This window comes from Ornithinibacillus halophilus (genome assembly GCF_900129485.1).
Lineage (GTDB): Bacteria > Bacillota > Bacilli > Bacillales > Amphibacillaceae > Ornithinibacillus > Ornithinibacillus halophilus.
In genome coordinates, this window is sequence record NZ_FQVW01000006.1 from 1 (window position 1) to 16,335 (window position 16,335).

The 16,335-nt window shown below is 37.2% G+C and carries 18 protein-coding genes and 1 riboswitch; of the genes, 17 read left to right on the top strand and 1 reads right to left on the bottom strand.

Annotated features, from left to right (window positions below; genetic code table 11):
• The first annotated feature begins 445 nt into the window (after positions 1–445).
• From BUB12_RS04540 to BUB12_RS04585, 10 genes are all read left to right on the top strand, one after another.
• Positions 446–1,213, top strand: coding sequence for an ABC transporter ATP-binding protein (locus BUB12_RS04540; RefSeq protein ID WP_072888522.1), 768 nt, complete (start codon positions 446–448; stop codon positions 1,211–1,213).
• A complete protein-coding gene (locus BUB12_RS04545) occupies positions 1,197–1,904 on the top strand; it encodes an ABC transporter ATP-binding protein (RefSeq protein ID WP_072888523.1) in 708 nt (235 codons plus the stop codon). The genes BUB12_RS04540 and BUB12_RS04545 overlap by 17 nt, the downstream gene beginning before the upstream one ends.
• 12 nt (positions 1,905–1,916) lie before the next feature.
• The gene (locus BUB12_RS04550; protein WP_072888528.1) at positions 1,917–2,777 is read left to right on the top strand and encodes a branched-chain amino acid ABC transporter permease; all 861 of its coding nucleotides are present in this window, start codon (positions 1,917–1,919) and stop codon (positions 2,775–2,777) included.
• Between the two features lie 4 nt (positions 2,778–2,781).
• A complete protein-coding gene (locus BUB12_RS04555) occupies positions 2,782–3,783 on the top strand; it encodes a branched-chain amino acid ABC transporter permease (RefSeq protein ID WP_072888530.1) in 1,002 nt (333 codons plus the stop codon).
• Between the two features lie 11 nt (positions 3,784–3,794).
• Complete coding sequence (locus BUB12_RS04560) at positions 3,795–4,808, top strand: 3-oxoacyl-ACP synthase (protein WP_072888532.1); 1,014 nt, start codon at positions 3,795–3,797, stop codon at positions 4,806–4,808.
• 19 nt (positions 4,809–4,827) lie between these two features.
• Positions 4,828–5,736, top strand: coding sequence for an intracellular short-chain-length polyhydroxyalkanoate depolymerase (gene phaZ / locus BUB12_RS04565; RefSeq protein ID WP_072888649.1), 909 nt, complete (start codon positions 4,828–4,830; stop codon positions 5,734–5,736).
• Positions 5,737–5,760: 24 nt separating this feature from the next.
• A complete protein-coding gene (fabG, locus tag BUB12_RS04570) occupies positions 5,761–6,504 on the top strand; it encodes a 3-oxoacyl-ACP reductase FabG (RefSeq protein ID WP_072888534.1) in 744 nt (247 codons plus the stop codon).
• A gap of 178 nt (positions 6,505–6,682) precedes the next feature.
• Positions 6,683–8,179 (top strand): acyl-CoA synthetase, encoded by a 1,497-nt coding sequence (locus BUB12_RS04575; RefSeq protein ID WP_072888535.1) that lies wholly within the window; start codon positions 6,683–6,685, stop codon positions 8,177–8,179.
• A gap of 77 nt (positions 8,180–8,256) precedes the next feature.
• Positions 8,257–8,967 carry an MOSC domain-containing protein gene (locus BUB12_RS04580; RefSeq protein ID WP_072888536.1) on the top strand — a complete coding sequence of 237 codons (711 nt, stop codon included), beginning with the start codon at positions 8,257–8,259 and terminating at the stop codon, positions 8,965–8,967.
• Positions 8,968–9,000: 33 nt separating this feature from the next.
• Positions 9,001–9,768: a class I SAM-dependent methyltransferase gene (locus tag BUB12_RS04585; RefSeq protein WP_072888537.1), complete on the top strand. Its 768-nt coding sequence runs from the start codon at positions 9,001–9,003 to the stop codon at positions 9,766–9,768.
• Positions 9,769–9,831: 63 nt separating this feature from the next.
• On the opposite strand, the gene BUB12_RS04590 is transcribed toward BUB12_RS04585, so the two are convergent.
• Positions 9,832–10,266, bottom strand: coding sequence for an Hsp20/alpha crystallin family protein (locus tag BUB12_RS04590; RefSeq protein ID WP_072888538.1), 435 nt, complete (start codon positions 10,264–10,266; stop codon positions 9,832–9,834).
• Positions 10,267–10,393: 127 nt separating this feature from the next.
• Between BUB12_RS04590 and BUB12_RS04595 the strand changes: the two genes are divergently transcribed.
• The 7 genes from BUB12_RS04595 to purQ all read left to right on the top strand — a co-directional run bounded on the left by BUB12_RS04595 (position 10,394) and on the right by purQ (position 16,099).
• Entirely contained in the window at positions 10,394–11,011 is a 618-nt protein-coding gene (locus BUB12_RS04595) for a DUF2179 domain-containing protein (protein WP_072888540.1), read from the top strand.
• Positions 11,012–11,315: 304 nt separating this feature from the next.
• Positions 11,316–11,415: riboswitch (purine riboswitch) on the top strand.
• Between the two features lie 156 nt (positions 11,416–11,571).
• Positions 11,572–12,063 (top strand): 5-(carboxyamino)imidazole ribonucleotide mutase, encoded by a 492-nt coding sequence (gene purE, locus BUB12_RS04600; protein ID WP_072888545.1) that lies wholly within the window; start codon positions 11,572–11,574, stop codon positions 12,061–12,063.
• Entirely contained in the window at positions 12,050–13,171 is a 1,122-nt protein-coding gene (gene purK, locus BUB12_RS04605) for a 5-(carboxyamino)imidazole ribonucleotide synthase (RefSeq protein ID WP_072888547.1), read from the top strand. The genes purE and purK overlap by 14 nt, the downstream gene beginning before the upstream one ends.
• Complete coding sequence (purB, locus tag BUB12_RS04610; RefSeq protein WP_072888549.1) at positions 13,168–14,463, top strand: adenylosuccinate lyase; 1,296 nt, start codon at positions 13,168–13,170, stop codon at positions 14,461–14,463. The genes purK and purB overlap by 4 nt, the downstream gene beginning before the upstream one ends.
• A 9-nt stretch (positions 14,464–14,472) precedes the next feature.
• Complete coding sequence (purC, locus tag BUB12_RS04615; RefSeq protein WP_072888551.1) at positions 14,473–15,183, top strand: phosphoribosylaminoimidazolesuccinocarboxamide synthase; 711 nt, start codon at positions 14,473–14,475, stop codon at positions 15,181–15,183.
• Positions 15,180–15,431, top strand: coding sequence for a phosphoribosylformylglycinamidine synthase subunit PurS (purS, locus tag BUB12_RS04620; RefSeq protein ID WP_072888552.1), 252 nt, complete (start codon positions 15,180–15,182; stop codon positions 15,429–15,431). Before purC ends, purS begins: the two co-directional genes overlap by 4 nt.
• The gene (purQ, locus tag BUB12_RS04625) at positions 15,428–16,099 is read left to right on the top strand and encodes a phosphoribosylformylglycinamidine synthase subunit PurQ (protein ID WP_072888554.1); all 672 of its coding nucleotides are present in this window, start codon (positions 15,428–15,430) and stop codon (positions 16,097–16,099) included. Before purS ends, purQ begins: the two co-directional genes overlap by 4 nt.
• The last annotated feature ends 236 nt before the right edge of the window (positions 16,100–16,335 follow it).

Genomic DNA, 16,335 nt, shown 5'->3' on the forward strand with positions numbered 1-16,335 from the left:
TCAGGCTATCGCCCTGTGGGGTCTCACCTATGCCTTTCCTCCCGCAGGAGTCTTCGTGTATTTCCTCCGCTATTTTCGACAGTTAACACATTGCAATATTAGGTTTTGATTGGAGCGGATAGCAGTCGACTCCTTGAAAATGCATTTCCATGTGCATTTTCTGCATGCGATGTTTCGCTGCCGCAGCCTTCCTTGTCCTGCGGGAAGAGCACGTGTCCGAAGACCCCAAAAGATGTACCTGCGTCTACTAGAAAGTCTAAGAAGTCAATTCCTCGGTACAAGGCAGCAAAGAAGTTTATTCAAGTAGTCGCCTGGCTGAGGCCGTGCCCGCGGAAAGCAAATGTCCGGAGTGTAAATCAACCAAGTAGAACTACGCAGTATCTACCAACTATCATGTTTAAATAACAACAATCAAGAGTCTAATTGAATATAAAGGAGGAGCACCATGTCAGGTATTATTGAGACAAAAAATCTCTCCATCTCATTTGGAGGTCACACGGCAGTAGATAACATTTCTGTTGAAATACCAGAAAAGAAATTTACTTCCATCATTGGCCCGAATGGGGCTGGAAAAACCACTTTTTTCAATCTTCTAAGTGGCCAATTATCACCCACAAATGGATCGATTTACTTTAAAGGCCAAGATATTACCAAATTTTCAACAACCAAACGAACGAGACTTGGAATCGGACGTTCTTTTCAAATAACGAATGTTTTTCCGAATTTAACTGTATTAGAAAATGTACGTCTAGCTGTTCAATCTCAGGCAAAAATTCGTTATCAAATGATTCAACATTTCCTTCATTATAGGAAACTAGAAGCCAAAGCATACGAATTACTGGATCGAGTTTTACTAAAAGAACAGGCGAACCAGATTGCTGTCAATCTTGCTCACGGTGAAAAAAGGAAATTAGAAATTGCGATGTTGTTAGCCCTTGAAACAGAGGTTTTATTACTAGATGAGCCGACTGCAGGAATGTCTTTAGAAGAAGTACCAGCCATTATTGATGTGATAAAACAGATAAAAGAAACCGAAGACCGAACCATTGTCCTTATTGAACACAAGATGGATATGATTATGGATTTATCTGATGAAGTATTTGTTTTATTTCATGGTGAATTAATTGCAAAAGGAACACCGCAGGAAATTGTAGAAAACGAAACAGTGCAGTCTGCTTATTTAGGAGGGGTGTATGATGAACAGCTTACTTAATTTAAATCAAGTTGCAGCTAATATTGGACAATACCATATTTTGCATGATATTTCATTTGAAGTGCCTTCAGGTGGGGTAACCGTTTTGTTAGGAAGAAATGGAGCAGGTAAGACAACGACACTTAGAACCATTATGGGGTTAAACCCAGCTTCTAAAGGTTCTATCACATTTAAGAATGAAGAGATTAGTAGATTAAAACCTCATATTATAGCCAATAGAGGAATTGGTTATGTGCCTGAAGATCAAGGGATATTTGGTGATTTAACGGTTGGTGAAAACATTCGTGTCGCCATGAAAAAGGAAGATGAAGGAACGACAAAACGAATGGAATGGGTGCTAGAGCTTTTTCCAGATTTAAAAAAGTTTTGGAAGAAGCCTGGTGGGCAATTAAGTGGAGGACAAAAGCAAATGCTAGCAATTGCTAGAGCGTACGTAAATGAAAATGAATTGCTTTTAATTGATGAGCCAAGTAAAGGGTTAGCTCCAATTATCGTAGAAAAGGTCATGGATTCCATTAATCAAATGAAGGAAAAAACTACAATTCTACTAGTGGAACAAAACTTTATGATGGCGAGTAAAATTGGTGATCAATTTTATATTATTGATGATGGCCAAACGATTCATAATGGACAAATGGAAGAGTTAAAAGAAGATAAAGTACTTATGAAGAAATATTTAGGGATTTCTTAAGGAGGGGGACAAATGGATTTAATTTTTAGCTTATTAATAAATGGGCTTGCAACAGGCATGTTAATATTCCTCCTTGCTGCAGGATTAACTCTTATTTTTGGGTTAATGAGTGTATTAAACTTTGCGCACGGTGGTTTGTTTATTTGGGGGGCTTATACTGGTGTATGGTTCTATCAAATGACAAATAGTTTTTTCTTAGGAATTATTGTAGCTATTATTACTGGTTTATTGATTGGCTATGTAACAGAACGGATAATTGTACGTCCGGTGTATGGGAATCATATTCAGCAAATATTGATTACATTAGGTTTTATGCTAGTTTTGCAAGAATTAATTAAAGTCGTGTTTGGTCCACAGCAAATCGCAGTATTTCCACCAGAATGGCTCTCAGGTAGTTTTTTAGTTGGAGATGTTGTTTTAATTAAGTATCGTTTATTTATTATTGCTGTAGGTATACTCGTTTTTGCTATTTGTATGTTTATTTTAAAGAAAACAAGAATTGGGTTAATCGTGCGTGCCGGAGTTATTAATAAGGAGATGGTCCAATCGTTAGGTATCAATATTCGATTGGTCTTTATGCTTGTCTTTATGGTAGGGGCAGCATTGGCAGCTTTAAGTGGAATTCTCCATGCACCATACTCTGGAAATCTATATGCAGAAATGGGATTAGAATTTTCTATCTTGGCATTTATCGTTGTTGTTATCGGTGGAATGGGGAGTTTTACCGGATCATTATTAGCAGCATTACTCGTTGGATTAGCACAAGCATTTATGGCTTACTATTTCCCAGCGCTATCGTTAGCTGTAAATATGCTATTAATGACAATTGTTCTGGTATTTAGACCACAAGGCTTGTTTAGGGTAAAGGGGTGAGAAGATGAATTTACGACATGTAGAAAGAAGTACGTGGATCTATTTAGCATTTGCACTAGTTCTGTTTATTGTCCCATTTCTAGTAACAGGGCGAAGCATGCAATTTATCATTATTCAAATATTTATTTTTGGAATTTTTGCGATGAGTTATGACCTGCTTCTAGGTTACACCGGAATCATATCATTTGGTCATGTCATGTTTTTTGGAATTGGGGCTTATTCTACAGGAATCATAATGGACCGGATGGAGCCAACAATTCCTAACATGCTACTAAGTGTACTCGTTGCTTTTATCATTGCTGGTATTGTGAGTTTTATTGTTGGGATTTTAACGCTTCGACTAAAAAGTCATTTCTATGCGATGTTGACATTAGCATTGGCAGGGTTATTTTTAGTAGCAGCTGAAAAATGGAGGGATGTAACAGGAGGATACGATGGATTTACATTCCGTGTTCCAGACATATTGCGTGAATCTCAAAATCTGTATTTTCTCAGTTTAGTTTCATTAGTTCTTATTTTCTTTGGATTAAGGCGATTAACAAAATCTCCTTTTGGTAGAGTGCTAATGTCCATTCGTGAAAATGAGCAGAGAACCGAGTCATTAGGATATAAAGTTCTGCACTATAAAGTAATTGCGAGTGTTGTTTCAGGAGTTATTGCAAGCTTTGCTGGGGTTTTATATATTATCTCAATACGTTTTGTAAATACGGATGTTTTTGCAACAGATTTAACAATCGATGTATTACTAATGACTATTATTGGTGGAGTCGGCACTTTAATTGGTCCAATCATTGGTGCAGGGTTGATTGAATTTGCTCATCACTGGTTATCAAGTTTATCAGATGTTCACTGGATATTTGAACGGTGGATTATTTTGTACGGTACTGTATATATCCTAGTTGTTATCTTCTTCCCATTAGGAATTGTTGGAACGATTCGGGCGAAATTTTTGGGAAGTTCGGCTAAGAAAGGACTAAAGGATAATCAGAAATCAGAAGCAATATAGGTGGTGGTAATGTGGACACAATTGGAATCGTTAGTATTGGAACGTATATACCTAAAAAACGGATGACATCAGAGGAAATCTCGAAACAAGCAGGAATTCCATTAGAAGTTGTCGAACAGAAGATGGGAATAAAAGAAAAGCCAATCCCAAATAAAGAAGATCATACAGCTGAAATGGGAACACGTGCAGCAAAGATTGCTATTGAAAGAGCTGGGATAGACCCAAAAGAAATTGATCTGATTATTTATATTGGTGAAGAACATAAGGAATATCCTTTATGGACAGCAGGGATTAAATTGCAACACGATCTTGGTGCTGAAAATGCCTGGGCTTTCGATATAGCACTACGATGTGGAACGACGATCATGGCATTAAAGGTTGCCAAAGATATGATGACATCTGATCCAAGCATTAATACGGTGTTACTTGCCGGTGGGTACCGAAATGTGGATTTTATCAATTACGAGAATGCTAGAACTAGATTTATGTTTAATTTAGGTGCAGGTGGAGGAGCCATTCTATTACGTAAAGGCCATCAGGAGAATCTGTTAAAAGAATCTCATCTAATGACGGATGGATCTTTTTCGGAGGATGTCGTAGTGACCACTGGTGGAACAAAAAATCCTATTACAAAAGAGACGTTAGAAAATGGATTATATCAATTGGATGTATTAGATCCGGTTGGAATGAAGGAACGACTGGAACAAAAGTCGATGAGTAATTTTATTCTTTGTATGGAAAAGGCACTTGAAAAAAGTGGGTATAAAAAAGAAGATATTGATTACGTCGCTATGCTCCATATGAAGCGCTCTGCTCATCAATACGTGCTCGACCAATTAGGAGTTGATCTAGAGAAATCAATCTATCTTGAAAACTATGGTCATATTGGTCAAATGGATCAAATTTTATCACTTGAGTTAGCTGAACAACAAGGAAAACTTAAAAGTGGAGATGTGGTGGTTCTTGTTTCTGCAGGAATAGGATATGCCTGGGGAGCATGTGTTATTAAATGGGGAAGTAATTAAACAAGGGGAGGATTTGAAGATGGTTGATGTTAGCTTAAAGAAGGTAATGCTACCAAATGGGGAAGAAATGGCATATCGAGAGCGTTCTGGTGGGGAGGACATCGTTGTTTTAGTTCACGGGAACATGACTTCTTCTGTTCATTGGGATTTAGTTATTGAGAATCTTTCAGACAACTACAAAGTGTATGCTGTAGATTTACGTGGATTTGGTGAATCGAGTTACAATGAGAAAATTACTTCAATTAAGGACTTTTCTGATGACCTAAAGGCTTGGGTGGATCATTTAGGTCTTAGCAATTTTACTTTAGTAGGCTGGTCGTTAGGTGGTACTGTATGTCAACAATTCTGTGCAGATTACCCTGGATTTAGTGAACGGTTATTCTTGTTAGCATCAGGTTCCTCTAGGGGGTATGCATACTATGCAACAAAAGATGATGGCATGCCAGATTTGAACATGCGAATTGAAACATTGGATGAAATAATGAACGATAAAAAACGTTTACTTGTTCAAAGTGCCTATGATACGAAGAATTACGATTTACTCAAACAGACTTGGGATATGCTCATCTATCAACGAGAAAAACCAGAAGATGAGCGCTACCAGAAATACCTAGAGGATATGACTGCCCAAAGAAATCTAGCAGAGTGCTACCAAGCGTTAAATATCTTTAATATTAGTAATGCCTATAATGGTCTTGTCGAGGGTGAAGATAAGGTAAAGGAAATTGATGTTCCGGTATGTATTGCTTGGGGAGAACATGACATTGTTGTGACGAAGGCAATGACGGAAGAACTACGAGAAGATTTTGGAGATAAAGCAGTATATAAAGAATTGAAAGGCTGCGGACATTCACCATTGATTGATGATTTGGATCAATTATTACAAGTGATGGAAGAGTTTTTTTCAGAAGTGGAAAGCGCAAGGTAATATGACAGGAGAGGGGTTTTCAAAATGGGCAGATTACAGGATAAAGTAGCAATTATCACAGGTGCTGCGAATGGAATAGGTTTTCAAGCGGCTCGAACTTTTGCAGGAGAAGGTGCAAAAGTAGTCATTGCTGATTTTGATGAAGAAAAAGGTGTAGAAAGTGAAAAGGAACTTCTAAACGAAGGATATGAGGTCAAATTTATTCAAGTGAATGTGGCAGACCGAAATAGCGTGGATAACTTGGTTGAAAAGGTATTAGCAGATTACGATGGAATTGATGTACTGATTAATAATGCTGGGATTACCCGTGATGCCATGTTGAGCAAAATGACAACCGAACAATTTCAACAGGTAATCGATGTTAATTTAACCGGAGTATTTCATTGTACACAAGCTGTACTACCATCAATGATTTCAAAGGGTAAAGGTAAAATTGTTAGTACATCCTCTGTGACAGGTACATATGGTAATGTCGGTCAAACCAATTATGCAGCAGCAAAAGCAGGGATAATTGGAATGACCAAGACTTGGGCGAAGGAGCTTGGTCGTAAAGGCATTAATGTCAATGCAGTTGTACCAGGCTTTACGGAAACAGGAATGGTTGCAGCCGTACCAGAGAAGGTCATTGATAAAATGAAAGCGCAGGTGCCTATGCAACGTCTTGGTAAACCGGAGGATATCGCCAATGCTTACCTCTTCTTAGCTTCTAGTGAATCAGACTATGTTAATGGGCATGCACTGCATGTTGATGGTGGAATAATGATGTAAAGGTTGGGACACAAATGCTCGTATTAGAAAGAGCATTGATGTGTCCCACTTTTTTTGTTTGCTGAGTAGTGCTATACAAAAAGAACTAATCCCTACATAACTGTAACTACGTTGTAACTTCTATTGTTTATGATGTGTCTAGATTATTAAAGTTGTGTTTTTGCTAGGAGGGGTTACAGTGCATGCAAATATTGATTGGCTTAAATCTCGTGTGGAATTATCTCCTAATAGAGAAGCGGTAATTGATGCAGAGAACAAGGATTCATGGTCATATAAAGAACTCCATGAGCGTGTTGGGAAATTGGCAGACTTTTTTATTTCAAATGGGGTACAAAAGGGTGATCGAGTTGCCTTGTTGTCACTGAATCACATAAGTTATCTTGATTTTATATTCGCCTGCATGAAAACAGGTGCTATTTTTGTTCCATTAAATTGGCGTTTATCGGACGATGAATTATCTTATGTTATTAATGATTGTGAGCCTAAATTAATTGGCGTAGCTTCGGTGTTTGAAGAAAAACTGAATGGATACATGGCCGAAACAATTGTTGTTATTAACAATAATGAATACGTAGAAGAATTAACAATAACTAAGCCTGCTTATAACGTGGAGTTAAATGAGTCTGACCCCCTCGCAATGATTTATACAGGTGGTACAACAGGGAGACCAAAAGGTGTAGTACTGAGTCATCGTTCTATCCTGTGGAATGCATTAAATACCATCGTTAGTTGGAATCTTAGTGATGAAGATGTGACGCTAACTTGCCTGCCAATGTTTCATACAGGGGGAATAAATGTATACACTTTACCATTATTGTTAATTGGAGGTAAAGTTGTTATCTCCTCAAGTTTTGAGCCAGAAAAGGCAATAGAGGATTTATTGTATCATAAATGTACAGTTGTTCTATTTGTTCCAACAATGTATCATATGATCATTCAAACTCGTAAGTTTCAAGAATCAAGCTTTCCAAACATGAAACTATTTGTTTCTGGTGGTGCCCCTTGTCCACATAAAATCTATGATGCCTTTCGTGAAAAAGGTCTTGCCTTTAAGGAAGGATATGGGTTAACGGAAGCTGGACCGAATAATTTTTTTATTTCTCATGAAGAGACAGCTGAAAGAGTAGGTTCTGTTGGAAAGCCGATGCTGTTTAATGATATTAAAATAATGAAAGAGGATGGTTCTAAAGCTCTACCAAACGAGGTGGGCGAACTATGGATACGTGGCTATCATTCTTTTGAATATTATTGGAATAGGAAAGATGAAACGGACCATACGATGAAAGAAGGTTGGATTCATACAGGTGACCTTGCTAAACAAGATGAGGATGGGTATGTATATATCGTTGGTCGGAAAAAAGATATGATTATTACAGGTGGAGAGAATGTTTATCCATTAGAGATTGAACATTGGTTAGAATCAAATAATGATATTGTTGAAGCAGCTGTTGTTGGTCTTCCTGATGAAAAGTGGGGGGAAGTAGTAACTGCGTTTGTAGTCACAAAGGTGCCACTTTCAGAAGAAGACTTGAAAGATTATTGCAATCAAAAACTGACACGTTATAAAGTACCTAAAAAATTTCATCTTATTGACGAGTTACCAAAGACCCATGTTGGTAAAATAAATAAAGCATTGTTAAAAGAAAAAGCAATGGAAGATAGCACGAGTTCTTAATAGGAACGCGTGCTATTTCCATTTTTTCGAAAGTATAGATAAAATAGAATCAGTATAATAAAAGAGCAGGTGAAGATATGGATAAACCAATAATCGATACAATTTTAAAAGGGAAAGTAAAACGTGTGGGAGATCCTAATGCGACAAAGCCAATGGAAAAACAATGGGAAAGTGGCATGTTCAAAAAAGAAGTTAACGGATCTATTTGGTTAGGGAAAACAGGACTTCAAGGTGATGAGGTAGCCGATAAGAAGAATCATGGAGGGCCAGAAAAAGCTGTTTTTACATATCCAATCCGTCACTATGACTACTGGAGAAAAGACTTAGAGTTAGAAACAATAGGGATTGGTGCACATGGTGAAAATTTTGCTGTTCATCATATGGATGAATCGAATGTCTGTATTGGAGATTCCTATCAAGTAGGAGAAGCTATTATACAAGTCTCTCAACCGAGGCAACCGTGTTGGAAGCCAGCTCGCAGGTTTGGTGTAATGGATTTTGCATTACGCATTCAAAAAAGTGGGCGAACAGGCTGGTATTTTCGAGTATTAAAGGAAGGGAATGTCACTGCTGGTGATACAATTGAATTAATGGAACGTCCCTATCCACAATGGACTATTGACGCATGTAATGATGTCATGCATGTCCAAAAGGATAACTTAAGATTAGCTGGAGATTTAGCTTCTTGTGAACTTCTTGCTGAGAACTGGAAGAATACATTAAACAAGCGCATTCGAGGGAAACAGTCGAATATTGAAAAACGTGTATTTGGTCCGAATAAAGAATAAAGAGAAATGGAAAGCGAATAGAGGTAACAGTATATGACTTTTACGAATACTGAAGAGTACGATGACCCAATAATATACGATAAAGAAAATAATGGATATAGACCAGAACTACCATTTCTACTAAAGTGGGCATCAAAAATGAAAGGTACCATTATAGACTTAGCTTGTGGTACAGGAAGATTAACGATTCCAATGGCAGAAAGTGGCTATCATCTAATTGGTGTTGATATCCATAGAGGGATGTTAAACGAGGCAAAAGAAAAAGCAAGAATTCAAAATGTATCTGTTAAATGGATAGAACAGGATGGTACAAATTTAGAACTAAACGTGAAAAGTAATTTTATTTTTACAGTGGGTAACTCATTTCAGCATTTTCTTACGAATGTTGATCAAGATAAGTTGCTTTCCTCTGTTCATAAACATTTAGATAATGATGGAATATTTATATTTGGTACACGGTTCCCTAGTGCTGAAGAGTTGTTACAACCGCCGACAGAAGAATACTGGAGAACGTATATCGATAAAGAATCAAATGCAACTGTTGAACTTTTTACAATTAGCAATTATGATGCTTTAGAACAAGTTCAACATTATACTACGATTAGAAAATACAAAAACATAGACGGAGAATTGTTCAAAGAAAAGCGAACGAAGATATCGTTAAGATACGTATTTCCAAAAGAAATGGAAAGATTGTTACAATCGAATGGGTTTGAAATTGTAGATATCTATAGTGATTGGAACGAAACACCCGTAACTAATAATAGCTATGAGATGGTTTATGTATGTAAGAAAATATGATATAACAATACCCTTATACTAGGAGTGCATGTAACGGTTTTCCTAGTATAAGGGTTCAATCGTTTAACTATCTTCAAGTAATCGCACATTTACTCTATTTTTACGACTGGATTCTGTTACTAATCTGTGTAATTGAATATATACTAAGCCATTTTTGTATGTTGCTTTTATTTTATCGGCACGTACTGGGAATGGTAAGGTAATTGTTCTTTCAAAAACTCCCTGCAATATTTCTTCTTTAATGACCATTCCACCATCATGACCAATGTCAATTACACCCCGAAGTTCCATCGTTGTATAGTCAACATAGATATCTAACTTTTCTAGATCGTGTAATCCTGGAATATTAACGATGCATAAGAGTTCATTGTCTGTTTGATACAAATTAACTTGGGGAATAGTAGGTTTAATAATGCCTTCAAATTGATCCCAAAATTGCTCTCCAAAAAAATGGTCCATATTTTGTTTCCAGTCACTCATTTGTTGAAATGGATCCATACGAATCACCTCATTTAGTATCGCTTTAATACAATATGCCTAAAAATGTTAATGGGTGAATGTCATATTTTCTTTTGATAGAAATTATTGATATGATAAAACTTCAAAGGCATGAGGAGGTTTTGCAATGCTAGAAAATGCACTAATTATGGTAGCGATTATTTTAATAATCAATATTGTTTATGTTTCGCTTTTTACAGTGCGCATGATTCTCACGTTAAAAGGGCGACGTTATGTAGCAGCATTTGTTAGTATGTTTGAAATAGTTATTTATGTCGTAGGTTTAGGTTTAGTACTAGACAACCTAGATCAAATTCAAAATATCATCGCTTACGCACTAGGTTATGGAATTGGGGTTGTAGTTGGTTCCATAATTGAGGAGAAACTTGCTCTAGGTTATATAACCGTTAATGTCGTATCAACTAATCCTGACTTAGCCTTTACAAAGAAAATCCGTGAAAAGGGATATGGTGTCACTAGTTGGTCTGCATATGGAATGGATGGCGATCGTTTATCGATGCAAATCCTTACGCCAAGAAAATATGAATTGCAACTTTATGAAGTGATCAAGAATATTGACCCAAAAGCGTTTATAATTTCTTATGAACCAAAGCAAATTCATGGTGGTTTCTGGGTAAAACAAGTTCGAAAAGGTCGCTTGTTTAATCCCAAAAAGAAAATGGATGGAAAACCAAATCCACCGCAAAACAATCGGAATGATGTACCGGGGTCCAAACCGGAATAGAATCTTGTAAGTGGATGACATCTATTCCGTTAAGTACATGATAAGTTGATTATTTGCCTACATTTTGGACATCGGTTCCTTTATTTCATCCAAATTCATACTGATTAATCTCTAATAGGCTTAATAAGTGATTAGATGTCCGTATAAATGTGAAAATAGATTAATATCAATGAATAAAGGATTATTTGTCCTTATTCCGTAATAACCTAACAGTCATTCGTTTAAATCCGAACATTAGTATCAATTTAAAATTTATTGTTCGATTTTTATTGACGGGACTGATGGGGATTTGTTATGCTTAATTCATCAATTAAATACGGGTCCTCATATATTTCTTGGGATATGGCCTTGAAGTTTCTACCCGGCACCGTAAATGCTGGACTATGAGGAAGGATGAATCATTGTTTATGAATAATGGTCTGTTGTAACCGGATAAAAGGCATGAGTTTGGCTTTTTATTGCATTTTTCTATGAGTTAATCCATTAGTCTACTCATCTTTCCTCATTTTTTGAGGGAGACGAGTAGACTTTTTTATTTTTAAAAAGAAAGAGGAGATTCTATGCCAGTTGTTGGTGTAATAATGGGGAGTATTTCAGATTGGGAAACGATGCAGCATACCTGTGATGTTTTAAAAGAATTGGATATTTCTTATGAAAAAGAAGTCATTTCTGCGCATCGTACCCCAGATGACATGTTTGTTTATGCAAAAACAGCTCGTGAACGTGGCTTAAAAGTAATTATTGCAGGAGCAGGGGGAGCAGCCCACTTACCAGGGATGGTTGCATCACAAACGACCTTGCCAGTAATTGGGGTGCCTGTTCAGAGTAAAGCGTTAGATGGATTAGATTCACTACTATCCATTGTACAAATGCCAGGTGGGGTGCCAACAGCAACGGTAGCCATTGGCAAAGCAGGAGCAACAAACGCAGGGATTTTGGCTGCTGAAATAATTGGAGCTTTCGACGAATATACGGCTGCAAAGCTAACGACATATAGAGAAGAGATGAAAGAAAAAGTAGATGAGATGAGGGGAAACCTTGCAGAACAATAGAGTAATTTTACCACCAAAAATAATTGGGATAATTGGTGGAGGACAATTAGGACGAATGATGGCTATTGCTGCAAAATATATGGGATATCAAATTATTGTCCTAGACCCAATACCAAATTGTCCAACTGCACAAGTAGCTGATAAGCAAATCATAGCAAATTACGATGACATGAATGCCATTAAACAATTAACAGAGGTAAGTGATGTCATCACTTATGAATTTGAAAATGTAGATTTAGAAGCTGCTACATATATCGAACAACAAGGGAAGCTGCCTCAAGGTTCATATGCATTAGAAATTACGCAAAATCGTGAAAAGGAAAAGAAGCTGATGGAGGAAGTTCGCTTACCCATCCCTAGATTTTCTATTGTAAATAGTAGAGTGGAATGTGAGCAAGCATTCGAAAAGATAACATTCCCTGCTGTCATAAAAACCTGTCGTGGGGGTTATGACGGAAAAGGACAACAGAAGCTAACGTCCCCTGAAGACCGTACACAAGCAATTGAGTTTGTAGAGAAACATCAACACTGCATTATCGAAGAATGGATCTCATTTGATAAAGAGATATCGGTCATCTTTACAAGAACTGCAGCAGGTGCGATTGAATTTTTCCCGATAGCTGAAAATGAACATATGGACCATATATTACATAAAACAATGGCACCGGCTAAGGTTACGAAGGAAGTAAAACTAAAAGCCATCGAAGCAGCTAGAGTACTAGCAGATAAAATGAATATCATCGGAACATTTGCTATTGAAATGTTTGTGTCAGGGGAAGATATTTATGTGAATGAGATGGCACCTCGCCCACATAATTCAGGACATTACACGATTGAATCTTGTAATATTTCACAGTTTACTCAACATATTCGTGCCATTTGTGGTTTACCATTAATACCGGTGGAAGTTGTAACACCGGCTATCATGTTGAATATTTTAGGTGAAGATGTGGAACCAACTCTACATGCAATGCCTAAGACCCCCAATGGTTTTGTTCATTTTTATGGGAAAGATGAAGTGAAAGCAAAACGGAAGATGGGGCATATTACATTTATAGGAGATACAGCTGAAGAACAGATTAGGCAATTTGAGGAGGCAAAACAATGATTGAACGTTACACAAGAGAAGAAATGGGTTCGATTTGGACAGAGGAAAATAAATATAAAGCTTGGCTAGAGGTTGAAATATTAGCATGTGAAGCTTGGAGTGAACTAGGCATTATACCAAAAGAAGATGTGAAAAAACTGAGAGAAAACGCATCTTTTGATATCAATCGAATTTATGAAATTGAACAGGAAACAAGACATGATGTCGTTGCGTTTACACGTGCTGTGTCGGAAACATTAGGAGATGAGCGGAAATGGGTCCACTATGGATTAACGTCTACAGATGTGGTTGATACTGCACTTTCCTATTTATTGAAGCAGGCGAATGACATTATTAGAAAAGATTTACATAACTTTATTGAGATTTTAAAAAACAAAGCGATTGAACATAAGCATACAGTCATGATGGGAAGAACACACGGAGTCCATGCAGAACCAACTACCTTTGGGTTAAAGCTTGCATTATGGTTTGAAGAAATGAAACGAAATGTGGAACGCTTTGAATTAGCTGCTGATAGCATTGAGTTTGGGAAACTTTCTGGTGCAGTAGGAACATATGCCAACATCGATCCATTCGTGGAAAGTTATGTTTGTGAAAAATTAGGTCTTTCCCCAGCACCTGTGTCAACACAAACTTTGCAAAGAGACCGTCATGCTGCTTATATTTCAACGTTGGCACTAATTGCTACCTCCATTGAAAAAATGGCTACGGAAATACGTAATTTGCAAAAGACAGAAACGAGAGAAGTAGAAGAACGATTTGCGAAAGGGCAAAAAGGCTCATCTGCAATGCCGCATAAACGTAACCCAATTGGGTCTGAAAATATGACAGGAATGGCTCGTGTCGTTAGAGGTCACATGGTTACGGCATATGAAAATGTTTCGTTATGGCATGAACGTGATATTTCTCATTCGTCTGCAGAACGGGTTATTTTACCAGATGCAACGATTGCCTTGAATTATATGTTAAACCGCTTTGGTAATATCGTGAAAAATTTAACAGTCTTTCCTGAAAATATGAAACGAAATATTGATAAAACGCATGGTGTTATTTTCTCACAAAGAGTTCTACTTTCTTTAATTGATAAAGGAATGGCTAGAGAAGAGGCGTATGATCTTGTTCAGCCAAAAGCAATGGAAGCATGGGAAACTGAAATTCATTTTAAGGAATTAGTTACAAAAGATGAAAAAGTTACCTCATTACTAACTAAGGAAGAAATTGATGATTGCTTTGACTACACATATCATTTAAAAAATGTCGATGCTATTTTTGAACGCATAGGCCTAAGCTGAGGTGGGGAAATGAAGGCAGAACTTTTATATGAGGGAAAAGCCAAACAAGTGTATCGCACCAATACTAAAAGTCAACTAGTTCTATCTTACAAAAATGATGCAACAGCTTTTAATGGGAAAAAGAAAGCATTCTTTGAAGGAAAAGGCCGGTTGAATAATGAGATTTCATCACGAATTTTCACTTATTTACAGGAGCAAGGAATTTCGAGTCATTTTATTAAGCGATTAAACGAAACAGAACAACTCGTCCATGAAACAGCTATTATTCCACTAGAGGTGGTTATTCGAAATGTCGCTACTGGAAGTATTTTGAAACGCCTTGGACTAAAAGAAGGAATGCCCTTCCAGCCACCTCTAATTGAATTATTTTACAAAAATGATGAACTTGATGATCCATTAATTAATGACGACCATGCTCTACTACTTACGAATATCACTGTTTCTGAATTAAAAGAGATAAAGGCAAAAGCTTTAGAAGTCAATACAGTTCTTCGTGAACTCTATCAATCTCTCAATTTAGATTTAATTGATTTTAAATTAGAGTTTGGTCGCTCGATAACTGGTGAAATTGTTCTGGCAGATGAGATTTCACCGGATACATGTAGGCTATGGGATCGTGATACACGAGAAAAAATGGATAAGGATGTTTTCCGCCAAGGTACTGGAGATTTATTGGAAGTGTATGAAATCATCTTACATCGTCTGGAGGAGAGGAAATGAAGAAGGTTCATGTTTATGTAACTTTAAAACGTGGTGTATTAGATCCTCAAGGGAAAGCCATCCAAAAATCTTTAAATTCCCTTGGTTATGAGGAAGTTGTAGAAGCACGTGTAGGCAAATATTTAGAACTTCAAGTGGAAGAAGGTCCGAATTTAATGGGACGGGTGAAAGAAATGTGCGATAAATTATTAGCAAACCCAGTCATTGAGGATTACAGCTTTGAAGTGGAGGAGGCTATTCACTCGTGAAATTTGCAGTCGTTGTTTTTCCAGGATCCAATTGTGACCGAGATATGTACCATGCTGTGAAAGATGTACTTGGAGAAGAGGCCGAATTAGTTTGGTATGAAAATAGTAATCTATCAAATTATGATGGAATATTACTACCTGGAGGCTTTTCCTATGGGGACTATCTTCGTTCTGGTGCTGTTGCAGCAACATCAAATGTTATGGAACAAGTGAAAGAGCACGCCTCTTTAGGTAAGCCGGTACTTGGTGTATGTAATGGCTTCCAAGTGCTAACAGAATCTGGATTACTTCCAGGTGCTTTAATGCGTAATAAAAACTTATCCTTCATGTGCCACCAGGAAGAACTTGTCGTTAAAAACAATGAAACAATATTCACTTCTAGTTACTCCACGGGAGAAATTATCCGTTTTCCAATTGCCCATGGAGAAGGAAATTATTACTGTGATGAAGAAACTTTAGCCGAATTGAAAAACAATAACCAAATTGTATTTACATATAAAAATAATCCAAATGGTTCCGTATCTGATATCGCTGGAATCGTTAATAAACAAGGCAATGTCCTAGGAATGATGCCACACCCAGAACGCGCAATGGAAAAACTACTAGGAAGCGACGATGGCCTAAAATTATTCCAATCACTTATCAATAAAGTCAAGGCAGTTGTATAAAGTTAGTAAAATAACCTACCGCTACAGAAATACACTTCCAGCACTAGGCGACATCTGCTCAAGCTTCCTACGGTTGGCTGGTGATCCAGGGAACTATTTGAATAATTTTCCTTTCTCCTTTGCGCTGAGGAAGCCTGCTTCGAAGTTCTACTAGTAGACGTAAGCGCATTATGGGGTATTACCTATGCCTTTCCTCCCGCAGGACAAAAGTTTTCGGTGGGGCGAGTAATCGCAGT

Coding starts and splice junctions, on each gene's coding strand:
- purS (WP_072888552.1), top strand. CDS start 15,180: ATGAAGAAGGTTCATGTTTATGTAACTTTAAAACGTGGTGTATTAGAT.
- purB (WP_072888549.1), top strand. CDS start 13,168: ATGATTGAACGTTACACAAGAGAAGAAATGGGTTCGATTTGGACAGAG.
- phaZ (WP_072888649.1), top strand. CDS start 4,828: ATGGTTGATGTTAGCTTAAAGAAGGTAATGCTACCAAATGGGGAAGAA.
- BUB12_RS04580 (WP_072888536.1), top strand. CDS start 8,257: ATGGATAAACCAATAATCGATACAATTTTAAAAGGGAAAGTAAAACGT.
- BUB12_RS04595 (WP_072888540.1), top strand. CDS start 10,394: ATGCTAGAAAATGCACTAATTATGGTAGCGATTATTTTAATAATCAAT.
- purC (WP_072888551.1), top strand. CDS start 14,473: ATGAAGGCAGAACTTTTATATGAGGGAAAAGCCAAACAAGTGTATCGC.
- BUB12_RS04545 (WP_072888523.1), top strand. CDS start 1,197: ATGAACAGCTTACTTAATTTAAATCAAGTTGCAGCTAATATTGGACAA.
- BUB12_RS04550 (WP_072888528.1), top strand. CDS start 1,917: ATGGATTTAATTTTTAGCTTATTAATAAATGGGCTTGCAACAGGCATG.
- BUB12_RS04555 (WP_072888530.1), top strand. CDS start 2,782: ATGAATTTACGACATGTAGAAAGAAGTACGTGGATCTATTTAGCATTT.
- purE (WP_072888545.1), top strand. CDS start 11,572: ATGCCAGTTGTTGGTGTAATAATGGGGAGTATTTCAGATTGGGAAACG.
- fabG (WP_072888534.1), top strand. CDS start 5,761: ATGGGCAGATTACAGGATAAAGTAGCAATTATCACAGGTGCTGCGAAT.
- BUB12_RS04540 (WP_072888522.1), top strand. CDS start 446: ATGTCAGGTATTATTGAGACAAAAAATCTCTCCATCTCATTTGGAGGT.
- BUB12_RS04585 (WP_072888537.1), top strand. CDS start 9,001: ATGACTTTTACGAATACTGAAGAGTACGATGACCCAATAATATACGAT.
- BUB12_RS04590 (WP_072888538.1), bottom strand. CDS start 10,266: ATGGATCCATTTCAACAAATGAGTGACTGGAAACAAAATATGGACCAT.